The organism is Burkholderia sp. BCC1972, assembly GCF_905339605.1.
GTDB lineage: Bacteria > Pseudomonadota > Gammaproteobacteria > Burkholderiales > Burkholderiaceae > Burkholderia.
Map to the genome: position 1 here is coordinate 99,046 of NZ_CAJPGH010000004.1, position 21,143 is coordinate 120,188.

General features: G+C 67.1%; 22 protein-coding genes. 7 read left to right on the forward strand and 15 right to left on the reverse strand.

The window, feature by feature from the left end; genetic code table 11:
* Positions 1–9 precede the first annotated feature (9 nt).
* From U5798_RS08055 to U5798_RS08075, 5 genes are all read right to left on the reverse strand, one after another.
* Complete coding sequence (locus U5798_RS08055) at positions 10–1,161, reverse strand: porin (protein ID WP_322081748.1); 1,152 nt, start codon at positions 1,159–1,161, stop codon at positions 10–12.
* Between the two features lie 44 nt (positions 1,162–1,205).
* On the reverse strand, positions 1,206–2,585 hold the full coding sequence (locus U5798_RS08060) for an MFS transporter (protein WP_322081749.1): 1,380 nt from the start codon (positions 2,583–2,585) through the stop codon (positions 1,206–1,208).
* An 86-nt stretch (positions 2,586–2,671) separates the two neighbouring features.
* Complete coding sequence (locus U5798_RS08065; RefSeq protein ID WP_322081750.1) at positions 2,672–3,601, reverse strand: SMP-30/gluconolactonase/LRE family protein; 930 nt, start codon at positions 3,599–3,601, stop codon at positions 2,672–2,674.
* A 21-nt stretch (positions 3,602–3,622) separates the two neighbouring features.
* Positions 3,623–4,570 carry an NAD(P)-dependent oxidoreductase gene (locus U5798_RS08070; RefSeq protein ID WP_322081751.1) on the reverse strand — a complete coding sequence of 316 codons (948 nt, stop codon included), beginning with the start codon at positions 4,568–4,570 and terminating at the stop codon, positions 3,623–3,625.
* Positions 4,570–5,268: an RraA family protein gene (locus U5798_RS08075; protein WP_322081752.1), complete on the reverse strand. Its 699-nt coding sequence runs from the start codon at positions 5,266–5,268 to the stop codon at positions 4,570–4,572. The genes U5798_RS08070 and U5798_RS08075 overlap by 1 nt, the downstream gene beginning before the upstream one ends.
* A 165-nt stretch (positions 5,269–5,433) precedes the next feature.
* Between U5798_RS08075 and U5798_RS08080 the strand changes: the two genes are divergently transcribed.
* A complete protein-coding gene (locus tag U5798_RS08080; RefSeq protein WP_322081888.1) occupies positions 5,434–6,144 on the forward strand; it encodes an IclR family transcriptional regulator in 711 nt (236 codons plus the stop codon).
* Between the two features lie 83 nt (positions 6,145–6,227).
* On the opposite strand, the gene U5798_RS08085 is transcribed toward U5798_RS08080, so the two are convergent.
* The 10 genes from U5798_RS08085 to U5798_RS08130 form a co-directional block, all read right to left on the reverse strand.
* Positions 6,228–7,124, reverse strand: a complete 897-nt coding sequence (locus U5798_RS08085; protein WP_322081753.1) for an amidohydrolase family protein — start codon at positions 7,122–7,124, stop codon at positions 6,228–6,230.
* 106 nt (positions 7,125–7,230) lie between these two features.
* Positions 7,231–7,545 (reverse strand): L-rhamnose mutarotase, encoded by a 315-nt coding sequence (gene rhaM, locus U5798_RS08090; RefSeq protein ID WP_322081754.1) that lies wholly within the window; start codon positions 7,543–7,545, stop codon positions 7,231–7,233.
* A 17-nt stretch (positions 7,546–7,562) separates the two neighbouring features.
* Positions 7,563–8,351 carry an SDR family NAD(P)-dependent oxidoreductase gene (locus U5798_RS08095; RefSeq protein WP_124455607.1) on the reverse strand — a complete coding sequence of 263 codons (789 nt, stop codon included), beginning with the start codon at positions 8,349–8,351 and terminating at the stop codon, positions 7,563–7,565.
* 76 nt (positions 8,352–8,427) lie between these two features.
* Positions 8,428–9,606, reverse strand: coding sequence for an L-rhamnonate dehydratase (rhmD, locus tag U5798_RS08100; RefSeq protein WP_124455517.1), 1,179 nt, complete (start codon positions 9,604–9,606; stop codon positions 8,428–8,430).
* Between the two features lie 104 nt (positions 9,607–9,710).
* Entirely contained in the window at positions 9,711–10,646 is a 936-nt protein-coding gene (locus U5798_RS08105; protein WP_124455516.1) for a dihydrodipicolinate synthase family protein, read from the reverse strand.
* Positions 10,647–10,725: 79 nt separating this feature from the next.
* Positions 10,726–11,610 (reverse strand): glycosyltransferase family 2 protein, encoded by an 885-nt coding sequence (locus U5798_RS08110; RefSeq protein WP_124455515.1) that lies wholly within the window; start codon positions 11,608–11,610, stop codon positions 10,726–10,728.
* A 155-nt stretch (positions 11,611–11,765) separates the two neighbouring features.
* Positions 11,766–12,467: a GntR family transcriptional regulator gene (locus U5798_RS08115; protein WP_124455514.1), complete on the reverse strand. Its 702-nt coding sequence runs from the start codon at positions 12,465–12,467 to the stop codon at positions 11,766–11,768.
* A 90-nt stretch (positions 12,468–12,557) separates the two neighbouring features.
* On the reverse strand, positions 12,558–13,373 hold the full coding sequence (locus U5798_RS08120; RefSeq protein WP_124455513.1) for an aspartate/glutamate racemase family protein: 816 nt from the start codon (positions 13,371–13,373) through the stop codon (positions 12,558–12,560).
* Positions 13,370–14,614 (reverse strand): D-amino acid dehydrogenase, encoded by a 1,245-nt coding sequence (locus U5798_RS08125; protein WP_322081755.1) that lies wholly within the window; start codon positions 14,612–14,614, stop codon positions 13,370–13,372. Before U5798_RS08125 ends, U5798_RS08120 begins: the two co-directional genes overlap by 4 nt.
* A 17-nt stretch (positions 14,615–14,631) precedes the next feature.
* On the reverse strand, positions 14,632–14,982 hold the full coding sequence (locus tag U5798_RS08130; protein WP_185658242.1) for a RidA family protein: 351 nt from the start codon (positions 14,980–14,982) through the stop codon (positions 14,632–14,634).
* A 318-nt stretch (positions 14,983–15,300) separates the two neighbouring features.
* Between U5798_RS08130 and U5798_RS08135 the strand changes: the two genes are divergently transcribed.
* From U5798_RS08135 to U5798_RS08160, 6 genes are read left to right on the forward strand one after another with little or no spacing between them, the layout of a single operon-like run.
* Positions 15,301–16,401: an ABC transporter substrate-binding protein gene (locus U5798_RS08135; RefSeq protein WP_124455511.1), complete on the forward strand. Its 1,101-nt coding sequence runs from the start codon at positions 15,301–15,303 to the stop codon at positions 16,399–16,401.
* A 36-nt stretch (positions 16,402–16,437) separates the two neighbouring features.
* Entirely contained in the window at positions 16,438–17,331 is an 894-nt protein-coding gene (locus tag U5798_RS08140; RefSeq protein WP_124455510.1) for a branched-chain amino acid ABC transporter permease, read from the forward strand.
* Complete coding sequence (locus U5798_RS08145; protein WP_322081756.1) at positions 17,324–18,211, forward strand: branched-chain amino acid ABC transporter permease; 888 nt, start codon at positions 17,324–17,326, stop codon at positions 18,209–18,211. Before U5798_RS08140 ends, U5798_RS08145 begins: the two co-directional genes overlap by 8 nt.
* On the forward strand, positions 18,208–18,993 hold the full coding sequence (locus tag U5798_RS08150; protein WP_124455508.1) for an ABC transporter ATP-binding protein: 786 nt from the start codon (positions 18,208–18,210) through the stop codon (positions 18,991–18,993). The genes U5798_RS08145 and U5798_RS08150 overlap by 4 nt, the downstream gene beginning before the upstream one ends.
* Positions 18,990–19,709: an ABC transporter ATP-binding protein gene (locus tag U5798_RS08155; RefSeq protein ID WP_124455507.1), complete on the forward strand. Its 720-nt coding sequence runs from the start codon at positions 18,990–18,992 to the stop codon at positions 19,707–19,709. The genes U5798_RS08150 and U5798_RS08155 overlap by 4 nt, the downstream gene beginning before the upstream one ends.
* Positions 19,706–21,103, forward strand: coding sequence for an MFS transporter (locus tag U5798_RS08160; RefSeq protein WP_322081757.1), 1,398 nt, complete (start codon positions 19,706–19,708; stop codon positions 21,101–21,103). Before U5798_RS08155 ends, U5798_RS08160 begins: the two co-directional genes overlap by 4 nt.
* Positions 21,104–21,143 lie beyond the last annotated feature (40 nt).

The following is a 21,143-nucleotide window of genomic DNA, read 5'->3' on the forward strand; positions in this document are numbered from 1 at the left end:
CGCTCGCCGTCAGAACTTCTGGCGCATGCCGATCACCACGCCCGTCTGGTTGTGATCGGGCGCGACCGTGCCATAGCCGTTCACGCCGAGCGCGGAGCCGCCCTTGTTGCGTGCGAACCCCGCCGTCGCATAGATATCGGTACGCTTCGACAGCAGATAGTCCGCACAGAGCACGGCGAGCCACGGATCGGCTCTCGTCGAATGCACGTCCTGGTAATAGGCCGTTGCCGTGACCACGAACGCCGGCGACACCGTGTATTGCGCGCCGGCCCAGTACAGGTTCGCCGCGCTGGCTTCGGAACCGTTCGCGACACGGATCGGGTTCGCGGGCAGGAACGCGTTCGACGCATGGAGATAGCGATAACCGGCGAATCCCTTCACCGGTCCGATCGCATACGACGCGGCGGCCGTGGCACGCCGCTCGGTGCCCGTATTCGTCGCGACGGTGTTGCTGTTGCGCTGCTCGTACGACACGCTCGCGGCGAGCGGCCCTTGCGCGAAAGTCAGCGCCCCGCTGAAGAAGCGGCCGGTGAGTTGCGCGCCTGGCACCTCGGCGCCGTACCCGGTGTCGTAGCGCGTGCTGTACATCGCCTGCGCCGTCAGCGGACCGAATACGCCGGTGTACTTCGCCGAATTGTCGATACGCGCGGCCGCTGCATAGTCGAGCGACAGCACCGAGTATCGCGACGATGCGCCCATTGGGTCGAAGGCCACGGCCTGGTCGTAGAAGAGCGCGTTCTGGCGGCCGAACGTCAGTTGCTGGCCTCGATACGACAGCCCGACCCACGCCTGCCGGCCGAAGATTCGCGACGTCGTGGCGGCATTCGAACCGAGGCCTTTCGTCGACTGCGCGGTCGTGCCGTCATTGACGTTGAAGCCGTTTTCCAGCTGGAAAATGGCCTTCATGCCGCCGCCGAGATCCTCGACGCCCTTCAGTCCCCAGCGCGAACCGGACAGGTTGCCCGACGCTTCGCGCGTCTGCGCGCCGCCGGTACTCGTATTGTTGATGTGCTCGATGCCGACGTCGACAATGCCGTACAGCGTGACGCTGCTTTGCGCATGCGCGGCGCCGCACCACAAGGTCGCGCTCGCGACGGTGACGGCGCTGCGCGCGAAGCGGGTTTTCGGGCGGGCATTCTTGCGGGCCTGATTCGACAACATGAAGTCTCCAAACTGTTTTTGTGGGTTGTGTGACGAAGAAAAATTCACGGCTCGCGGGCGGCTGGCGCTTCGCCGGCGCCCGAGCCCGGATCGCCGAGCCACGCGATGGTCAACGCGCCGAGCAGCAGCACACCCGACACGGCGACGAGCGGCGCGGTGAAGCCACCGGAGAATTGCTTGAGCGCGCCGATCATCGACGGCCCGACGAAGCCGCCGAGATTGCCGACCGACACGATCAGCGCGAGTCCGCCCGCGGCGGCCCGGCCGGTGAGGAATCCCGACGGGATGGCCCAGTAAGTCGCCTGGAACGCGAGGATCCCGCTCACCGTCACGCACAGTGCGATCAGCTTGAAAACCGGCGCATGAAGGAAGGCGCTCGCACACAACGCCACGGCGGCAATGGCCAGTGCACCGGCGACATACGGAATGCGGTTGGCCGTGCGATTGGCGAGACGCGCCCACCAGAGCATCGCGCCGGCACCGATCGCATACGGAATGGCCGTCAGCCAGCCGACCACCGCGTGTTCGACGCCGAACTGCTTGATGATCTGCGGCATCCACAAGCCGACGCCGAGCGAGCCGACGATCCCGCAGAAGTTGACGAACGCGAGCACGAACACGCGCCAGTTCGTCATCGCGTCGCGCAGTCTGCTGCCGTGCTTCGCGCCGATGTCGCGCTGCTCGAACGCGAGGCGCTTCGCGAGCGACGCCTTCTCTTCGTCGCTGAGCCACGCGGCTTTCTCGGGACGGTCGGCCAGCACGAACAGGCACGCGATGCCGAGCATCACCGCAGGGACGCCTTCGATCAGCAGCAGCCACTGCCAGCTGCGCAGCCCGTGCAGGCCGCCGAGTTCGAGCAGCGCACCGGAAATCGGCGAGCCGATCATGTTCGCGACGGGGATGCCGACGAGGAAGGCGGCCGTCACCTTCGCGCGCCACTTGCCGGGAAACCAGTGCGTGAAATACAGATAGATGCCGGGCGTGAATCCCGCCTCGGCGAGCCCGAGCAGAAAGCGCGCAGCCCCAAAGCTCTTCGGTCCGACGACAAACGCCGTCGCCATCGAGAACAGGCCCCACGTGATCATGATTCTCGCGATCCACACGCGCGCGCCGACCTTCTGCATGATCAGGTTGCTCGGGATCTCGAACAGGAAATAGCCGATGAAGAACAGGCCGGCACCGACACCGAACTGCTCGGCCGTGAGGCCGAGATCCTTGTTCATCGTGAGCGCGGCAAAACCGACGTTGGTCCGGTCGAGATAACTGATGACGTAGCAGACGAAGATGAACGGCAGAATGCGCCGGAACGCCTTGGCGAGCGTGCGCTCGCTTGCCGCGTAATCGTCGGCGGCCAGGCGCTCCGCGGATGGCGAGGCGACGCGCGGTACGTCCTCGCCGGCATTGAGCGCGTGCGAAATGGTCATGCTTGTCTCCTTCGTCGCGCGGCTGGCGGCGCGATCTTTCGGCATGCGGGCGGGAAACCGGCGAGCGGCTTCCCGGCTCGTGGGTCTCAGCCCTGACTGACTGACTGTTTCGGCAGCGGGCCGGCAATGGCCATGTCCGCTTTCAGGACGGAACCGGATGTCGATTCGGTGATGAAGAGCGTCTTCATGTCGGCACCGCCGAAGCACACGCTCGTGAGCGACGCCCCTTTCGGTCCGGTCAGGATCTCGACGGGCTCCGCACAGTGGTTGAGCACCCACACGCGGCCGAGCCCCGGATTCGCGACGAACAGGCGGCCTTCGAGATCGACGGTGAGGCCGTCCGGGCCGCTCGGCCCGTACGACGTGAAGAACTGGCTGACCTTGCTGACCGACCCGTCGGCCTGCAGCGGCATGCGCCACACCGCATTGCCGCGAGTCATCGCGACGAACAGCACCTTCTCGTCGCGCGACAGGACGAGCCCGTTCGGGCTCGGGCAGGTGCCGAGCAGCATGTCGAGCTTGCCGTCGGGCGAGAGCCGATACACGCGGCCCGTCGGATCGTGCAGCCCGGTCTGCCCCTGGTCGGTGAAATAGAGGTTGCCGGCCGAGTCGAACGTCAGGTCGTTCACGCCCTTGAAGCGCTCGGTGTTGCGGCGCGCGAGATACGGGCGCACTTCACCGCGCTCGATATCGAGCAGCATCAGGCCGTTCCGGTAGTCGGTGATGATCAGGTGCGATGCGTCGAAGCGCTTCATCCCGTTGGGCTCGCCGTCGTATTCGGCGACGAGATCCCAGTCGCCCGACGGCGAAATGCGGAAAATGCGCCCGTGCGGAATGTCGGTGACGAACAGGTAGCCGTCCGGATCCCAGACCGGCCCTTCGAGAAAAGAATCGGTGACCATGCCGCCGCGATTCGCGCGCGCCCATTCCGTGCGGACGTCCGGCTTGCGAAACTTCTCCGGCATGCGCGTGAATACTTCGGCTTCGCGCACGTCGGGGTTCGTCAGATAAAACATGCGTACCTCGAAGTTCAGGGTTCAGGCCGCGCTGTGCGCGCGTTCGTCGAGCACCGCGAGGACGTTGGCGGCCGCGCCCTTGCCCATGTTCACGTACGCGGCATCGCTCACGCCGCCGACATGCGGAGACAGAATCACGTTGGGAATCTGCTGGAACGGGTGCGGCACCGTCATCGGTTCCACGTCGAAACTGTCGAGCCCGGCCGCGCGCAATTGGCCGCTCGCCAGCGCGTCGGCAAGCGCGGCTTCGTCGATCAAGCCGCCGCGTGCGGTATTGACGAGAATCGCGCCGCGCTTGAAGCGCGCGAACGTGTCGCGGTTGAGCATCCGGCGGTTGTCGGCCGTCAACGGGCAATGCAGCGACACGACGTCCGCCTCTGCATACAGCGTGTCGAGCGGCACCCGCTTCACACCGGCAGGCGCTTCCTTCGTGAACGGATCGAACGCGAGTACCTTCATGCCGAACGCCGCACCGATCGCGGCCACCCGCCGGCCGATCGCGCCGAGTCCGACGAGGCCGAGCGTACGGCCGTCGAGTTCGACGGACTTGTGAGTCGCCTTGTCCCAATGGCCTTCGCGCATACGGATATCGAGTTGCGGAACCGACTTCGCACACGCGAGCAGCAGCGCCCATGCATGCTCGGCGACGGCGGCCGCATTCGCGCCGACCGCGGCGCGCACCGCGATGCCGCGCGCGGCGGCCGCGTCCTGATCGATCACGTCGATGCCGCTGCCGTGCTTCGAAATCACCTGCAGGTTTTCGGCCGCGTCCATGATGCGGGCGTTGATCTTGCCGTACCGGACGATGATCGCGATCGGCTTGTGCTTGGTGCAGAGCGCCACGAGGTCGTCTTCGGTCGGTTGCTTGCCGGCGAACACGACGTCGAATTGCGTGAGCATGTCGAGCGCTTGCGGCGCAAGGTCGGCGGCGGTCACGAGGACCACGGGTCGATGCGAAGCGGTCTGCATCACAGCGCCTCGCCTTCGGCCAGCATGCCCGCTGCGCGCAGTTCCTTCTCGACCCAGCCCGGACGAAGGTCGCCCTTGTGGATCGCCGCGATACGCGCGGTTTCGGCGTCGAGCTTCTTCTGCGCGAGATCGACGATGCGCGCGACGTCGTCGCGCGGAATGACGACGACGCCGTCGGCGTCGCCGACCACCAGGTCGCCCGGATTGACCGCCGTGCCGCCCAGCGAGATCGGCGCATTCACGCGCCCCGCGACGCTTTTGGTCGGGCCGCACGGATTGAGGCCGGCCGAGAAGACCGGATAGTCGCCGTTGGCCAGCTCATGCGCGTCGCGCACCGCGCCGTCGATGATGATGCCGGCGATGCCGCTCGCCTTCGCCTGCGCCGCCATGATTTCGCCGAGCAGCGCGCACGAGATGTCGCCCTTGCCGTCGACCACGATGACATCGCCCGGCTTCGCGACGGCAAGCGCCGCATGGATCGCCAGGTTGTCGCCCGCGCGGACTTCGACCGTGAGCGCCGGGCCGGCGACCTTCATCTTCGACGACAGCGGCCGAACGCGGCCATGCACCGTGCCGCGCCGGCCGGCGACATCGGCCAGGATCGCAGCTTGGTAGCGCGCGGCTGCCTGAACGAGTTCGGGCGGCACGCGCTCGATGTCGCGATTGATCGGAGAAGGGCTGACGGATGGGTTGCTCATGACTCGACCTCGGGTTATGCGTTGTACTCTGTACAACACTGGTGTACATGGTGAAACCACTATAGCCAGAGGACGCGCGCCATGGCACTGGCGTTTACCCTTTTACGTGGTAAACCAGCGTTTTACTCTGTACAATTCTTGTCGAGTGACGACGGGAGAGAAGGAATGGGAAATGACGGCGTGGTTGCCGTGGAGAAAGCGCTTTCGCTGCTGGACTGCTTCAAGCCCGGCGCCGAATCGCAGTCGCTCGCGATGCTGTCGCAGGCATCCGGCATGCACAAGACGACGGTCTATCGCCTGATGAATTCACTGGAGCGAATGGGCTATGTCGTGCGCGCGCAATCCGGCAACTATTCGCTCGGACATCGCGTGCTGTACCTCGGCAAGCTGTACGAGCAATCTTTCCATCTGTCCACGGTGGTTGAACCGGCGCTGCATGCGCTGGCCGCGCTGACGAAAGAGAGCGCATCGTACTACGTGCACGACAGCGGGCATCGGCTTTGCCTGTTTCGGGTCGAGCCGTCCGAAGGTCTGCGTGAAACGCGGCTCGCGGGGACGATGCTGCCGCTCGACGACACCGCCATCAGCCAGGTGATCCGTTTCTGGGGACTCGGCGAACCGATCTACGACAAGCCGCCCGCACTGCCCCTCTTCACCGCCGGTGCGCGCGACGTGCACACGGCAGCGTTCGCGGTGCCGGTCTTCGGCGCCGGCGACAAGTTCATGGCGGCGCTGACGCTTTCCGGTCCCGCGTCTCGCCTCAGCGTCGCGCACGAGTCGGGCGAACTCGATCGACCGCAACTGGACGCGGCCGCGGATCTGTCCCGGAAGCTGGGAGCGAGCGTCGCGCTCTGCGAGCACATCTACGGCACCTGATCGCCGCTTCGGCACACGCATGATTCAGGCGGACGCGCCGTGCGTCGCCTGACTGCGGACACGTTCGCACCACGCCACGCGGCTCACAACCGATAAACCCGCAGCGCGGTGCCGGTGAACAGCGCGTCGCGTTCGTCCTCGCCGGCGCCGGCGACGATCGCCGCATACGCGCGCCAGAGCGCCCGGTAGTCGGCATGGAGCCGGTCGACCGGGAAATTCGACGCGAACATGCAGCGTGTCGCGCCGAACACGTCGATCGCCTCCAGCACGTACGGACGGAAGCTTTCGACCGTCCAGCGATGGTCGAACATCGCGAGCCCGGAGAGCTTCATCGTCACGTTCGCACGCCGCGCGAGCCCGCGCAGTCCGTCGCGCCATTCGCGCCAGCCGTGCACGCTGGCTCGATCGACGAACATGCCCGTGTGATTGACGATCACGGGCGTGTCCGGATGCGCATCGATCACGGCGAGCGCCGCACCGACCTGGGCGGGGTACAACTGCAGGTCGAACGACAACCGGAATTCGTCTAGCATGCCGAAATTTTCGCGCCAGCGCGGTTCGGCGAGATAGTCCACGTCGACGTAGTTGTACCAGGGGTCCGGATGCCGGTTCAATACCTGCCGGATGCCGCGCACGTTCGGATGTGCCGCCGCGCCGGCAAGCCGGATGCGCGCGTCCGGCGCGAACAGGTCGACGCCCGCCACGATGCCGTTCGGCATCCCGTCGCTCGCCGGCGCATCCGCAAGCGCCTGCAGCCAGTCGACTTCGCTCGGGGTCGTCCACGCATCGTGGATCGCCTCGACGTGCACGACCTTCAACAAGTCGATATCCGCACCGGCGTCGGCGCGCAACTCCGCGGGCCCGTACCGCCGGGGCAAATCCGCGACCGCGCCGGAGAACGCCGGCTGCGCGCGATCGAGCCAGCTGTAGCTGAGCATGTCCGCGTCCCAGAAATGGACGTGTGGATCGACAATCTGCATGACGGCTCCATCAGTTCATGCGAATCGGTGACGCGCGGCGCGCACGATGCCGCACGCCGCGCGTTCTTCGTCCAGCGTCGTCCGGCACGATGCGCCGGCGCCGGCCTCATTCCAGATGAAACATCGGCTCCAGCGATTTCTCGACCGGACGCCCGTCCGGCCCGGTCTCCATCAGGTCGGCCATGTACGCCCACCAGCGACGCATCACGTCCGTTTCGGCGAGCTGCGCGATCCGGTGATCGGCCGGCCGCTTGAGCACGGCGAACAGGTGATGGGTGTCGTCGTCGAGAAAAATCCGGTAGTCCGATATGCCCGCCGCACGAAGCGCGTCGGCCAGTTCCGGCCAGATCGCATCGTGCCGGCGTCGGTATTCGTCCCGCTTGCCGGGGTGCAGGCGCATCCTGAAGGCGATCGTTTCCATGGCCATGCCTCGTAGTTTCACTGCAGGTTCACGTACATGCCGCCGTCGACGAGCAGCGCGGCGCCGTTCACGTAGCGCGCCATGTCGGATGCGAGAAACACGACGCAGTCGGCGACGTCGTCCGGCTCGCCGAGACGGCCGAGCGGGATCCGGCGCTCGAAGTACTCGGTCTTGCCGGGCGCCGCGAGATCGTCGTCGTTGATCTCGGTCCGGATCGTGCCCGGCAGCACCGAATTGCAGCGGATCCGATGCGGCGCGAGTGCGACCGCGCACGATTGCATCAGCGCATGGACGCCGGCCTTGGTCGGCGTGTAGTGCGTCTGCATGCCGCCGCCGACCAGCGCGCTGATCGAGCTGGTCGCGACGATCGCGCCGCCGCGCCCTTGCGCGGCCATTTGTCGTGCGGCGGCCTGGGTCATGTAGAACGCACCGTGCAGGTTCACTTCCATCGTTCGTTGCAGCAGATCGGGCGGCAAATCCAGGAACCCGTGGAACGGGCAGATTCCGGCGTTGCTCGCCAGCACGTCGATCCGGCCGAATCGCTCGACCGCCGCCGCGACCAGTGCGCTAGCCGTGTCGGGCTGCGCGACGTCGCCCGGCACGGCAAGCGCGTGGCGCCCCGTCGCGCGGATCGCGTCGACGAGCGCATCGATCGCGTGATCGGCCTGCGCAGGCAGCAGCGGGTTCGTCCAGTAGTTGACGACGACGTCCGCACCATGCCGCGCGCACGCCAGCGCGATCGCGCGGCCGATCCCGCGCGATCCGCCCGTCACGACGACGACCCTGTCTTCGAGCAACTTCGTCATTGCGCCCCCTTCGACTTTGACGATCACGCCTTCGGCAGCAGCCGGCGTCGCGACGCCGGCGTGCGCCTGCGCGCGCTCAGTGTTCATACGGGCGCTGCATGCGCACGTCCGGATTCAGGCGCACGCCGAAGCCGGGCGTGTCGGGCACCTTCATGCGCCCGCCGACGGGCACCGGTTCGTCGAGCAGCAGCGGATCGAACATCGGCACGACACGATCCGCCTGCGGCGCCATCATCAGGAATTCGGCGAACGGGCTGTTGTGCCGCGTCGTGACGAAGTGATAGCTGTAGACCGACGACCCGTGCGGAATCACCAGCACGCCGCGCGCGTCGGCGAGCGCCGAGATGCGCATCAGCTCCGTGAGCCCGCCGCACCAGCCCACGTCCGGCTGGATGATGTCGCAGCACTCCATCTCCAGCAGCATCCGGAAGCCCCAGCGGGTCGCCTCGTGCTCGCCGGTCGTGACGAGCATGCCGCGCGGCACATCGCGGCGCAGCTTCGCATAGCCCCAGTAGTCGTCGGGCGGCAGGCATTCCTCGATCCATTTCAGGCCGAGCGCGTGCGCCCCGTGCGCGAGCCGCGTCGCATACGGCACGTCGAGGCTCATCCAGCAGTCGAGCATCAGCCAGAAATCGTCGCCGACGCGCGAGCGCATCTCGGCGAGCGCATCGAGATTGCGGCGCAGGCCGGCGTCCCCCTCGGCCGGGCCGTGATGCAGCGGCAGCTTGCCGCCGATGAAGCCCATCTCCTTTGCAAGATCCGGCCGTGCGCCGGTCGCGTAGAACTCGAGCTCGTCGCGCACCTTGCCGCCGAGCAGCTGGTGCACGGGCTCTTGCCGCACCTTGCCGAGCAGGTCCCACAGCGCGAGATCGACGCCCGAAATCGCATTGAGCACGACACCCTTGCGCCCGTAGTACAGCGTCGCGTAGAACATCTGGTCCCACATCTTTTCGATGTCGGTCACGCGCTGCCCTTCGATGAAGCGAGCGAGATGCCGCTCGACGATGAACGCGCCGATCTCGCCGCCGGTCGTCACGGCGAAACCGACCGTCCCGTCACTGGCCTCGACTTCGATCACGAGCGTGCCGAGCACGTTGATGCCGAACGACTGGCGGCTCTGCCGGTATTCGGGATAGCGCGACATCGGCGTCGCGATGTGGTCGTCGATCCAGTGACCGGCATCCTGGTCGTGGTAGTCGGCACCGCCACCACGCACCGTCAGCGCGCGGACCGCGCGTATCGTCGGCATGCTCATTCTTCGGGTTCCTTGGTTGGGTCGTCGAGTCCGGAAGCCGCCCGTACGCGTCGTGCGCACGGATTGCGGCGCAAATCGCCACCTCGTCCTGCGAGATCGTCGCGTCAGCGTGCCCAGCGCAGCACCAGCGCGTCGAGCCGTCGCGCAATTTCGACCAGGCCCGCACGCGTCGCCGGATGCAGCGGCGCGAGCGGACGGCGCGGCGCGTCCGATGCGATCACGCCGCCCTCCTTCATCAGCGCCTTCGCCGCGAGCAAGCCGGCCTGACGGTTCTCGTAGTTGATCAACGGCAGCCATCGCTCGTACTGGGCAACCGCCTCGTCCCGCCGCCCGGCGAGATAGGCGGCGAGAATCGGCCGCAGCCCGTCCGGATAACCGCCGCCGAGGATGCTGCCGGTCGCGCCCGCGTCGAGATCGGCGAGCAGCGTGATCGCTTCCTCGCCGTCGAACGGCCCTTCGATCGCGTCGCCGCCGAGCGCGATCAGCTCGCGCAGCTTCGACGCCGACTGCGGCACCTCGATCTTGAAATAGCGCAGGTTCGGAATCGTGTGCGCGATGCGGGCCAGGAACGCGGCCGATACCTGCGTGCCGCTCATCGGCGCGTCCTGGTACATGATCGGGATTGCGATCGCATCGGAAAGCGCCGCGTAGAACTGCTCGATCGCGGCCTCGCCACAACGAATCGTCGCGCCGTGGTACGGCGGCATCACCATCACCATCGCCGCACCGGCCGCCTGCGCGGCACGGCTGCGCGCCGCGCAGATCGCCGGATTGAAATGCGTGGTCGTCACGATCACCGGCACGCGTCCCGCCACGTGCTCGAGGATCGCCGCGATGAGCCGCTCACGTTCGTCGTCGGTCAGCGAAAACTGTTCCGAGTAGTTCGCCAGGATGCAAAGGCCGTCCGCGCCCGCCTCGATGATGAAGTCGACACAGCGCTTCTGGCCCGGCATGTCGATCTCGCCCGCTTCGGTGAAGATCGTCGGCGCGACGGAGAACGCGCCCGTATAGCGGCGGTGAATCGGCGTAGTCTGGGTCATCGCGAATTCCTCTTTATAATAAGAAGTCCAAATTATGTGGCGCATTCGTCATGCGCCGATACGCGCGCTGCCGCGTGCGTCACACGCGGCCGTACCGGCCGCGCAGCCCGTCCGTCACGCCGCAATAGATCGCCTTCAACTTCAGGCGCTTGTTGCGCGCATGCAGCAGCACGAACGCCACGTGCTTGAGCGTGATGAGATTGATCAGCAGCATGGCCGGATAGCGTCGCCAGTAGTCGCGGGCGACCAGGATGCAATTGCGCGCCGCGTAGTAATGGCGCAGCGCGCTCTGATCGAATATCTCGACGCGCGGCCAGTGCTGCTGCGCCGACGGGCTGCCGAGCTCGTGAGGCAGCGACACGTCGGCGTTGACGCGCACCGGCACGCCGTGCGCCTGCGCGCGCATGCAGTATTCCGCGTCGACGTGATCGATGAAGAAATCCTCGCGGAAGCGGCCGAGGGCGCGATACGCGTCGAGCGAAATCGCGGTGCCCGACGAGATGATGACCGAGCACGACAGCAAGCCATGCGCGCCGCCGTGGATCGGCGTGATCTGCGCGGACCAGCGGCGCACCGTGAACAACGGCAGGTCGCGCTGGAAATTGCGGTTGAAGATCCGCGGGCCGACCAGGAAGCGGCTGTCGCCCACCCGCGCGCAGCCGGCCAGCATCCGATCGAAATAGTCGTCCGGAACGTGCGAATCCTGGTCGAAGATGAAGAAGACGTCGCAGCCGCGGCCGATCAGGAATTCGACGCCGGCGTTGAACGCACCGGCGATTCCGCCGCGATTGTGATTCGCGATCACGTCGACGCCGCCTGCCGCCAGACGCGCGTACAGCGCACGATCGGCGGCAGGCGAATTGTCGACCGCGACGACGGCGGGGCTTTTCGCAGGCAAGGTCAGCAAATGCTCGATCTGCGCTGCGGAGGGTTTATACAGCGTGACCAACGTACCGTGTGTCATGACGGCACCTCGTGACGATCAAGTAGCGATGCGCCGCGCCGGTCGATCCGGGCGGCCCGTCCTCCTTTGCACGACTGCTTGTCTCGCCGACCGGCCCGGTCCCGCCCGTTCGCGTGCCGCACGCGGCCGTCGCAGGCGCTGCCGCCGGTCTTTCTCTATTTTGCGTACAGCTTGACGACGCTCGCCTGGACGACGCGCGTGATCTCCTCCATCCGCCAGCGGATATGCGTGTCGGTCAGTGTCGCGCAACGCGCCGCGTCGCGTTCGGCGAGCGCGTCGAGAATCTCGAGATGCTCGGTGAACGCCTCGTTGCGTCGCTGATCGACATCGACCCACCGCACGTAGTGAATCCGGGCGTTGATCCCCTGCAGCACGCGGCCGATCTCGGCATTGCCCGACAACGCGGCGAGCTCCAGATGAAATTGCTCGTCCTTGACGACCAGCTCGGACGACGACATCCGCGCGGCATTCTTCATCACCTGCTTCCAGAAGCGACGCAGCGCCTTGATGTCGTTGTCCGACGCACGTTCGCACGCCAGCGTCACCGCGGTCGTCTCGATCGAGCGGCGCAATTCGAACAGATCGAACACATCCTTCCCCTCCAGTTCCCGAATGAAGAAACCGCGGTTCGGCACGAACACCAGCAGGTTTTCGGCAACGAGCCGGTTCAGTGCCTCGCGAATCGGCGTGCGACTCACGTTGAAGCGCTCGGCGAGTTCCAGCTCGTTGAACCGCTCGCCCGGTCGAATCTTGTACAGCACAGCCATCTGTTTCAGCTGCTCGTAAATCTCGTTGACCGTGAGGCCCGTGCGCGTCGGCGCCGCGGTCTCCCGGCCAGCCATAACGGAAGTCGACATCTCGTCTCCTGGTTCCACCTGTTGTCACCGCGCGTCATTATCCATCGGCAATTTGCCAGCGCGCGTCTTTTTACCCGCACGAGCCATGCATCAGCGCATCAGCAGGCTGCCGAAGCCCGGCACGGGATCGTCGATACCGGCGAGCCGCAGCGCGTGCCACGCGAGCGCATGATTGCTCGACAGCACGGGCTTGCCCGCACGCGCTTCGATTTCGGCCAGCGCATCGACGATGCGAAGGCTCGTGCACGACACGAATACGGCATCGACGGCCGGATCGGCGGCGAGCGTCAGCACCGCGTGCTCGATCGACGCGCGCTCGATCCGCGCGACCTCGTTGTCGTCGCGGTGCTCGAACGAGCCTACCCGCACGATATCCACGCCGCGCGCGCGCAAATACGCTGCCATCGCATCGTTGATCGCGCGCTCGTACGGTGTCAGCAGCGCGACCCCGCGCGCGCCGAGCGCCGCGAGCGCGACGCGCGCCGCGGTAATCGGCGTCGTGCACGCGACGCCGGGCCGCGCCTCGCGGATGCGCTCGAATACGCGCTCCTCGCCGAGCACCGTCGACGCCGACGTGCAGCCGAACGCCACGACGTCGAGGCGCTCGCCCGGCCGGATCAATTCGACCGCGGCGCAGATCCCGCCATCCATCCGCGCGAGCGTCTCGGCCGTGATCTCGGCCGAATTCGCGATCCGGCTTTCGTAGAATGCGACGCCATCGATCGCGAGCAGACGCCGCCACTCGTATTCGATCGTATGATCGGTCGCCAGCACGACCAGGCCGATCGCCGCACGCCGTGCGATGCCGGCGTCGAGCGAGAAACCGAATCGGGCGTAGGCGTCGTGCACCGGGCCGGCTCCGACGCCCGGTTCGGACGCCCGAGAGGAAGAGAGTAGTTCGCTCATTGCAGTGTCATTCCGGTGATGTCGATATCGGGCCGCTTGCCGTGGATCAGATCCGCCACGATCTTCGCGGTGCCGCACGACATGGTCCAGCCCATATGGCCGTGGCCGGTGTTGAAGAACAGGTTGCGGTGCCGGGATGCGCCGATTATCGGCGTGCCCTCCGGCGTCATCGGCCGCAGCCCGGCCCAGTACGACGGTGTCGAGTAGTCGGCGCCGTTCGGGAACAGTGCCTGCGCGGTCGCCAGCATGTGCGCGAAATCGGCCGGCGAATGCGTGGTGTCGTAGCCGCTGAACTCGGCTGTCGCGGTCAGCCGCAGCCGGTTGCCGAAGCGGGCCCATGCAACGAGCTGGTTTTCCTCGACGCCGCCGAGCGCGGGCGGCTCGTGCGTGTCGCCGATCGGCAGCGTGACCGAGTACCCCTTGACCGGATAGATCGGCAACCGGTAACCGAGCGACCGCGCGACGACCGGCGAATACGAGCCGAGCGCGAGCACGTATCGATCGCCGGTCACGCGGCCGTGCGACGTCTCGACGTAGTCGATCGCATCGGCGCTCGCGCGCACGCCGTCGATCGACGTGTCGAAGCGAAATTCGACGCCGAGCGCACGGCAGCGCTCGGCGAGCGCGCGCGTGAAGAGATGCGCGTCGCCGCTCTCGTCGGTCGGGCAGTGAATCGCGCCCGCGATCGCACCCGCCGCATGGCGTAGCGCCGGCTCGCGTTCGATGGTGGCCCGCGCATCCAGGATGTCGAGCGGCAGACCGTTGTCGGTCAGGATCCGCATGTTCGCGACGCCGCGCTCGAACGACGCCGGATCACGGTACAGGTACAACAGCCCTCCGCTCGTCCGGTCGTACTCGAGCAGTTCGTCGCGCGTCGCCTGCTGAAGCCGCTGCTGCGCATAACGACACAGCCGTACCTTGATCGACGTGTTGCGTCGCGAGCGCTCGGCCGTGCAGTTCTGCAGGAACAGCCCGCACCATGCCCACATTCGCCAGTCGGGCGTCCATTTGAGCCGCAGCGCCTGGCCGTCGGCAAACAGCGACTTGAAGAGAATCTTCGGCGCGCGCGGCGACGCCCAGGTGTACGAATGCCCGGGGGCGATCAAGCCCGCGTTCGCGAAGCTCGTTTCGAGCGCGACGCCGTCGCGACGTTCGATCACCGTCACCTCGTCGCCCGCCTTCGCGAGAAAGTACGCAGTGGTCACGCCGACGATGCCGCCGCCGAGCACAATCGTCTTCATCGTTCGGTTCTCCTGCGCTAGCTCGCGGCGATCGCCGCGATCTCGACCGTGTACTGCGGAAACGCGAGCTTCGATTCGACGCACGCCCGTGCCGGTGCGTCGCCCTCAGGCACCCACGCGTCCCATACGCCGTTCATCTCGGCGAAGCTGCGATAGTCGGCCAGCCAGATGCTCGCGGACACGATCCGGCGCTTGTCGAGCCCCGCGTCTTCGAGCAGCCGGTCGATCTTGTCGAGGATCTGACGGGTCTGGCCCGCCACGTCGAGCGACGTGTCGTCCGCTACCTGCCCGGAGACGAATACCAGCCCGCCCGCGACCACCAGCTGGCTCATCCGTTCACTCACGCCGTATCGCTTGATCTCCACCATCTGACCGCCCTCCGATGTCGTGTCGAGTTGGGCAAATTTAAGCACCGCAATTCACCTCTGTATACACTTTTTTCAGAAATACCCTCAATTGCTCCATCGTGGCGCGAGTGTGCACCAAGACTATCCACGCTCTTTATCCGCGTGCATAAATGCATGAAAACAGGGCGATTTTTCTATCACCTCCGCGGCCTTCGCCATTCTTCACAGCAGTTCGAAAATTTATATTCAAACGATTTTTGATCTGTGATTCTGTCGACACTTCTGTATATCAAACCACGCCGCCATCCGTGCGGCCGACCATGCGACGGGAGAACGAAGATGAAGACAAGTCAGTGGAGTGTCGGTATCTGGATCGCGCTCGGTGCGATTGCGTCAGGCGCCGCGCAGGCCGACGTCAGCGTGGGCGCGGTGCTGCCGCTGACCGGCGCGAGTGCATCCATCGGCGAAGACCAGCGCCGCGGCATCGAGCTTGCCGTCGCGCAGATCAATGCGAAGGGCGGCGTGCTGGGCCAGAAGCTCGCCGTGCGGATCGAGGATTCGGGCGGCTCGGCCAATACCGCACTCGACGCCGCGCGCAAGCTCGCGACCGTCGAGCACGTGCCGGTCGTGCTCGGCGAGTTCTCGTCGTCGGTGACGATTCCCGTCGGACAGTTCCTGGTACGCCAGGGCGACGTGCACATCAACATCGGCTCGTCGAGTCAGCAAGTGCGCAAGATCGGCGCGGGCTCGTTCAGCGTGATCGGGCTGGACGACCTGTCCGCGCGCTTCGCCGCCCAGGACGTGTACGCCCGCAAGCTGCGCCGCATCGCGCTGATTGCGCCGAACAACGGCTATGGCCAGGGTATCGCCGGCGAATTCAAGAAGCGTTTCGAGGCACTCGGCGGCACGGTGGTGTCGACGGTGCTCTACACGGAAGGGCAGTCGACCTATCGCCGCGAACTGGAGCAGGCGTCGCGCGCGCAGCCCGACGCGTATGTCTACAGCGCGTATGGCCAGGAGGCCGCGACGCTGAACCGGCAGGCATTCGAGATGCAGCTCAACCAGCATCCGTGGTACGGCATCTATCTGACGATGTGCACGAGCGACACGCCTTCGCAGATCGCGCAAGGCCAGATCGGCCTCGAAGTCGCCGCGCTCGGCGCGGGCGCGAAAGCGTATGCGAGCGCTTATCAAGCCGCGTACAACGAGGCGCCGCGATCGGCGTTCGGCAGCTATGCGTACGACGCGACGTTGTTGTCTGCCGCGGCGATCGGCCGTGCGCAGTCCACCGACCCGGCCAGGATTCGCACGGCGCTCGCGGCCTTGGGCAAGTCGTATGCCGGCGTGACCGGCGCGATCGCGTTCGATGCCGACGGCCAGCGGGAAGTACAGCCCTACGAGAAGGTGGTCTACCGCCAATCGGTCGTCGCGCAGCAGTGAGCGGCCGCTCGCCTGGATGAACCCGAGGACATCGCCATGCTGTCATTCATTGTCGACGTATTGATCCGCACCGCCGACCTGATGCTGGTGTCGGTCGGTCTGTCGACGCTCTATTCGCTGATCCGCTTTCCCAACATCGCGCATGTCCAGTACGCGATGCTCGGCGCATTCGCGACGCTCTGGCTGGAGCGCGCGGGGCTGCCGTTCGCGCTCGCGACGGCCGTGTCCTGCGTGCTGATCGGCACCGCCGCGACGCTGCTGAACCTGTTCGTGTTCGCGAGGCTCTTGCGTTCGGGCAGCGCGGTGGCGATGATCGGCTCGCTCGCGATCTCGATGCTCGCGGTCGCGCTGGTGCTCGGCATCGCCGGCTCGCGGCCGCAGCAGTATGCGCAGGACGTGCATCCGCCGCTGTCGATCGCCGGCGTCGCGCTGTCCGTGCCGCAACTGGGCTCGATCGCGTGCGGCGCGGGCGCGCTCGCCCTGTTCGCGGCGCTGCTGTACCGCACCGGCCTCGGGCGGGCGATGCGGGCGCTCGCGTCGAATCGCGCGCTGGCGCTCGCGACCGGCATCGACGCGACGCGCGTGACCAACGTGATCACGTTCGCGAGCGGCGTGCTGGCGGCGCTCGGCGGCACGATGCTCGGCGCCACCGAGAGCGTGCATGTGAATCTCGGCTACGGGCTGCTGATTCCGGTGTTCTCCGCGGCGATCCTGGGCGGTCTCGGCAATCCGCTCGGCGCCGCGGCGGGCGCGCTTCTGATCGCCGTCGCCGAAACCGTCGCGTTGAACGTCGATTTCGGTGCGCTCGTCGATCGGCCGATGCAATTCTTTCCGGTCGAGTATGTCGGCGCAGTGTCGTTCGCGATCCTGCTCGTCGCGCTGATCTTCCGGCCCTACGGAATCTTCGATCGGGAGGTGCGGCGTGTCTAGCTTCGTCATCCATCTGCTGACCATCGGCTGCCTGTACGCGACGATGGCGCTCGGGCTGAACCTGCAGGCCGGCTATGCGGGGCTCGTCAATTTCGGCTTCATTGCGTTCGCCGGGCTCGGCGCGTACGCGGCCGGCATCGCGTCGCAGCTCGGCTGGCCGCTGTTTTCGGCGCTGGCGCTCGCGCTGGTCGCGGCGGGCGCGCTGGCGCTCGTCGTCGCGCGGCTGGGACGGCAGCTCTCCGCCGACTACTGGGGGATCGCGACGCTCGCGATCGCCGAGATCCTGCGCACGATCGCGCTCAACGAAAGCTGGCTCACCGGCGGCGCGCAAGGCATCGGCGGCATCGCGCCGCTGTTCCCCGGGCTGCGGGCGCCGTGGGGCGATCTCGCCTTTCTCGCGGTCACGGCCGGCTGCCTCGCGCTCACCTACGCGACGTACCGGCGCCTGACCGCAAGCCGCTTCGGCCGGGCGCTGAAGGTGATGCGCGAAGAACCCGCGCTCGCGGTCTGCTTCGGCTACGATCCGCTCGCGCTGAAAGCGCGTGCATGCATTGCCGGTGCGCTCCCCGCCGCGCTCGCCGGGGCGCTCGCCACCTGGTACATCGGTTATGTCGGGCCGGACGCGATGATCGCGTCCGAGACCTTCGCGCTCTGGACCGTCGTGATGGTCGGCGGCCTCGGCAGCCACGCGGGCGTGCTGGTGGGCACGCTGATCGTGCAGGCCGTCTACGCGCTGGCGCCGTTTCTCAAGGACTGGCTCGCGGTCGGCAGCGACCTGACCGGCGCGGTGCGGCTCGGCCTGGTCGGCCTGATGCTGCTCGCGTGCGTGCTCTGGCGCCCGCATGGGCTCGTGCCGGAGCGCCTGGAGGTGCGGCCATGAGCGCGCTGCTCGATCTCGACGGCGTGACGATCCGCTACGGCGAGAACGTCGTCCTGTCCGGCGTCACGCTGTCGGTCGACGGCGGCGAGATCGTCGGCCTGCTCGGCCCGAACGGCTCGGGCAAGAGCACCGCGCTCAACGCGATCACCGGCTTCGCGCCGCTCGCGGCGGGCGCCATCCGCTTCGACGGTCAGCGGATCGACGCGCTGTCGCCGCACCGGATCGCCCGGCTGGGCGTGCGCCGCACGTTCCAGTTGCCGTCGATGCCAGCGCGCATGTCGGTGCTCGAACTCGCGATGGCGGCTTCGTCCGCGCGCCACGGAATCGGTGCCGCACTCTGGCGCGGCCGTGCGACGCGCGCGCTCGATGCCGCTACCCGTGCGCGCGCCGTCGCGCTGCTGGACGAGCTGAAGCTGTCCGGCGTCGCGCACCTGGCCGCCGCGTCGATCTCCGGCGGCCAGAAGAAGCTGCTGGGCATTGCGTGCGCGATGATGACCGAGCCCAAGCTGCTGTTGCTCGACGAGCCGACCGCCGGCGTGCACCCGAACCTGCGCGGCGAATTGATCGACGAGCTGCGGCGGATTCGCGAACAGGGCGTCACGCTGGTCGTCATCGAGCACGACATGCATTTCATCCGCGAGCTATGCGACCGCTGCGTCGTACTGGACCGCGGCGTGGCGATCGCGAACTGCCGTCCGACGGAACTGGAACGCAACCGTCGCGTACTCGATGCCTATCTCGGCCGCGCGCATGCCGCCCGTCGTCCACTGGAGGCCTCATGATCGACGTGCGCGAACTCGTCGCCGGCTACACGCCCGAAGTCGACATCCTGCATGGCGTGTCGCTCACGGTCGGCGCCATCGACATCGTGACGATCCTCGGTCCGAACGGCTGCGGAAAATCGACGCTGCTGAAGTCGATCGCGGGCTTCCTCCTGCCTCGTGCGGGCAGCGTGACGATCCAGGGCGCCGACGTGGCGCGCGTGCCGGTCCATCGGAAGATCCGCGAATACGGCATCGGCTTCGTGCCGCAGACCGACAACGTGTTCGCGTCGCTGACCGTGCGGGAAAACCTGATGCTCGGCGGCCAGTCGATGTCCGCATTTCCGCGCGAAGCGCGGATCGACGAGCTGTGCGAGCAGTATCCCGTCCTGCGGCGTCGCTACCGGTCGCCGGCAGGCGCGTTGTCCGGCGGCGAGCGGCAGATCGTGTCGCTCGCGCGTGCGCTGATGCCGCGCCCGGTGTTGTTGCTGCTCGACGAGCCGTCGGCGGGCCTGTCGCCGAAGATGGTCGACGAGGTGTTCGACGCGATCGTCCGGATGCGCGACACCGAGCATATCGGTGTGCTGATGGTCGAGCAGAATGCGATCGAGGCGCTGCGCATCGCGGATCGCGGCATCGTGCTGACGATGGGGCGCGTCGCGCTCGAAGGGCCCGCTGCCGAGTTGCTCGACAGCGACGAGATGCGGCGCCTGTACCTCGGCGGGCGGGCCGCATGAGCGGCGGGAGCGCCACGCCGGCCACCGGCGCGTACGCATCCGCGGCCGCGCGCCCCGTGCTCGTGATGGTCGCGCTCGCATGCGGCTTCGTGATGGCCATGCTCGACGTGACGATCGTCAACGTCGCGCTGAAGGCCATGGAAACCAGCCTGTCGATGTCGCTGACCGCGCTGGTGTGGGTCGTCGATGCGTACACGCTCAGCTTCGCCGCGCTGCTGCTGCTCGGCGGCGCGCTCGCGAACCGCTACGGGTCGAAAGCCGTCTACGTCGCCGGGCTCGCGCTGTTCGTCGGCGCGTCGGTGCTGTGCGCGGCCGCGCAGTCCAGCGGCGCACTCGTCGCGGCGCGCCTCGCGCAGGGCGTCGGCGCGGCGCTCTTCATGCCGAGTTCGCTGAGCCTGCTCACGCTCGCGTTCCCGCCGGGACCGACGCGCACGCGGATGATCGGCATCTGGGGCGCGCTGGTGTCGGCCGCGATGGCGCTCGGCCCCTGCGTCGGCGGCGTGCTGGTCGAGGCGATCGGCTGGCGCGGCATCTTCTGGGTGAACCTGCCGGTCGGTGCCGCCGGCCTGTGGCTCACGTACCGGCATATCGCGCGGGCGCCGCGCCATCCCGGCCCGTTGAATGCGCTCGGTCATCTGTTCGGGGCGCTGGCGCTCGCCGCGCTGAGCTTCACGTTGATCGAAGGGCCCAGCGCCGGCTGGCGCTCGCCGTCCATCATCGCCGGCGTGGCCGCGACATTGGCCGCAACCGCGGCATTCGCATTACGGGAGCGCTACGCGAACTCGCGCATCCTGTCGCCGGCGCTGCTCGCGAACCGGCGTTTCGTCGCGGGCAGCACGCTGGGCCTCGCGATCAACTTCGGGATCCTCGCCGAAATCTTCTTGTTGAGCCTCTATTTGCAGAACGTCCGCGGCGCAAGCGCACTCGTCGCCGGATTCGAACTGTTTCCACTGATGGCGATGTTCGGCATCGGCAATCTCGCGTCCGCGAAGGTCAGCGCCCGGCTCGGCACGCGCCGCACGCTGCTCATCGGGCTCGCGCTCGCCGCACTCGGCAGCATGACGCTCGTCGGCGTCGCGGCGATGCCGTATCCGCTGCTGGCCATCGCGGTCGGCGTCGCCAACTTCGGCGCCGGCCAGGCCATTCCGGCGATGAACCTCGTCGTGATGCAGTCGGCCGATGCGGCGGACGCGAACCTCGCCGCCGCGTCGCTGAACGCGAGCAGGCAGATCGGCTCGCTCGTGGGTATCGCGATCGCATCGGTGATCCTGCACGTGATCGACGACCCGGACCGCGCGACGGCTGTCGGCTTCGCGGTGATCGCCGCGCTGTACGCGCTCGGCTTCGCGATCGTATTTCGTGCGATTCACGCCGGAGGCGCCGAGCAACCGTAGCCGGGCGCGCACGGATCTCGGCCGCAGCCGGCGCGATCGA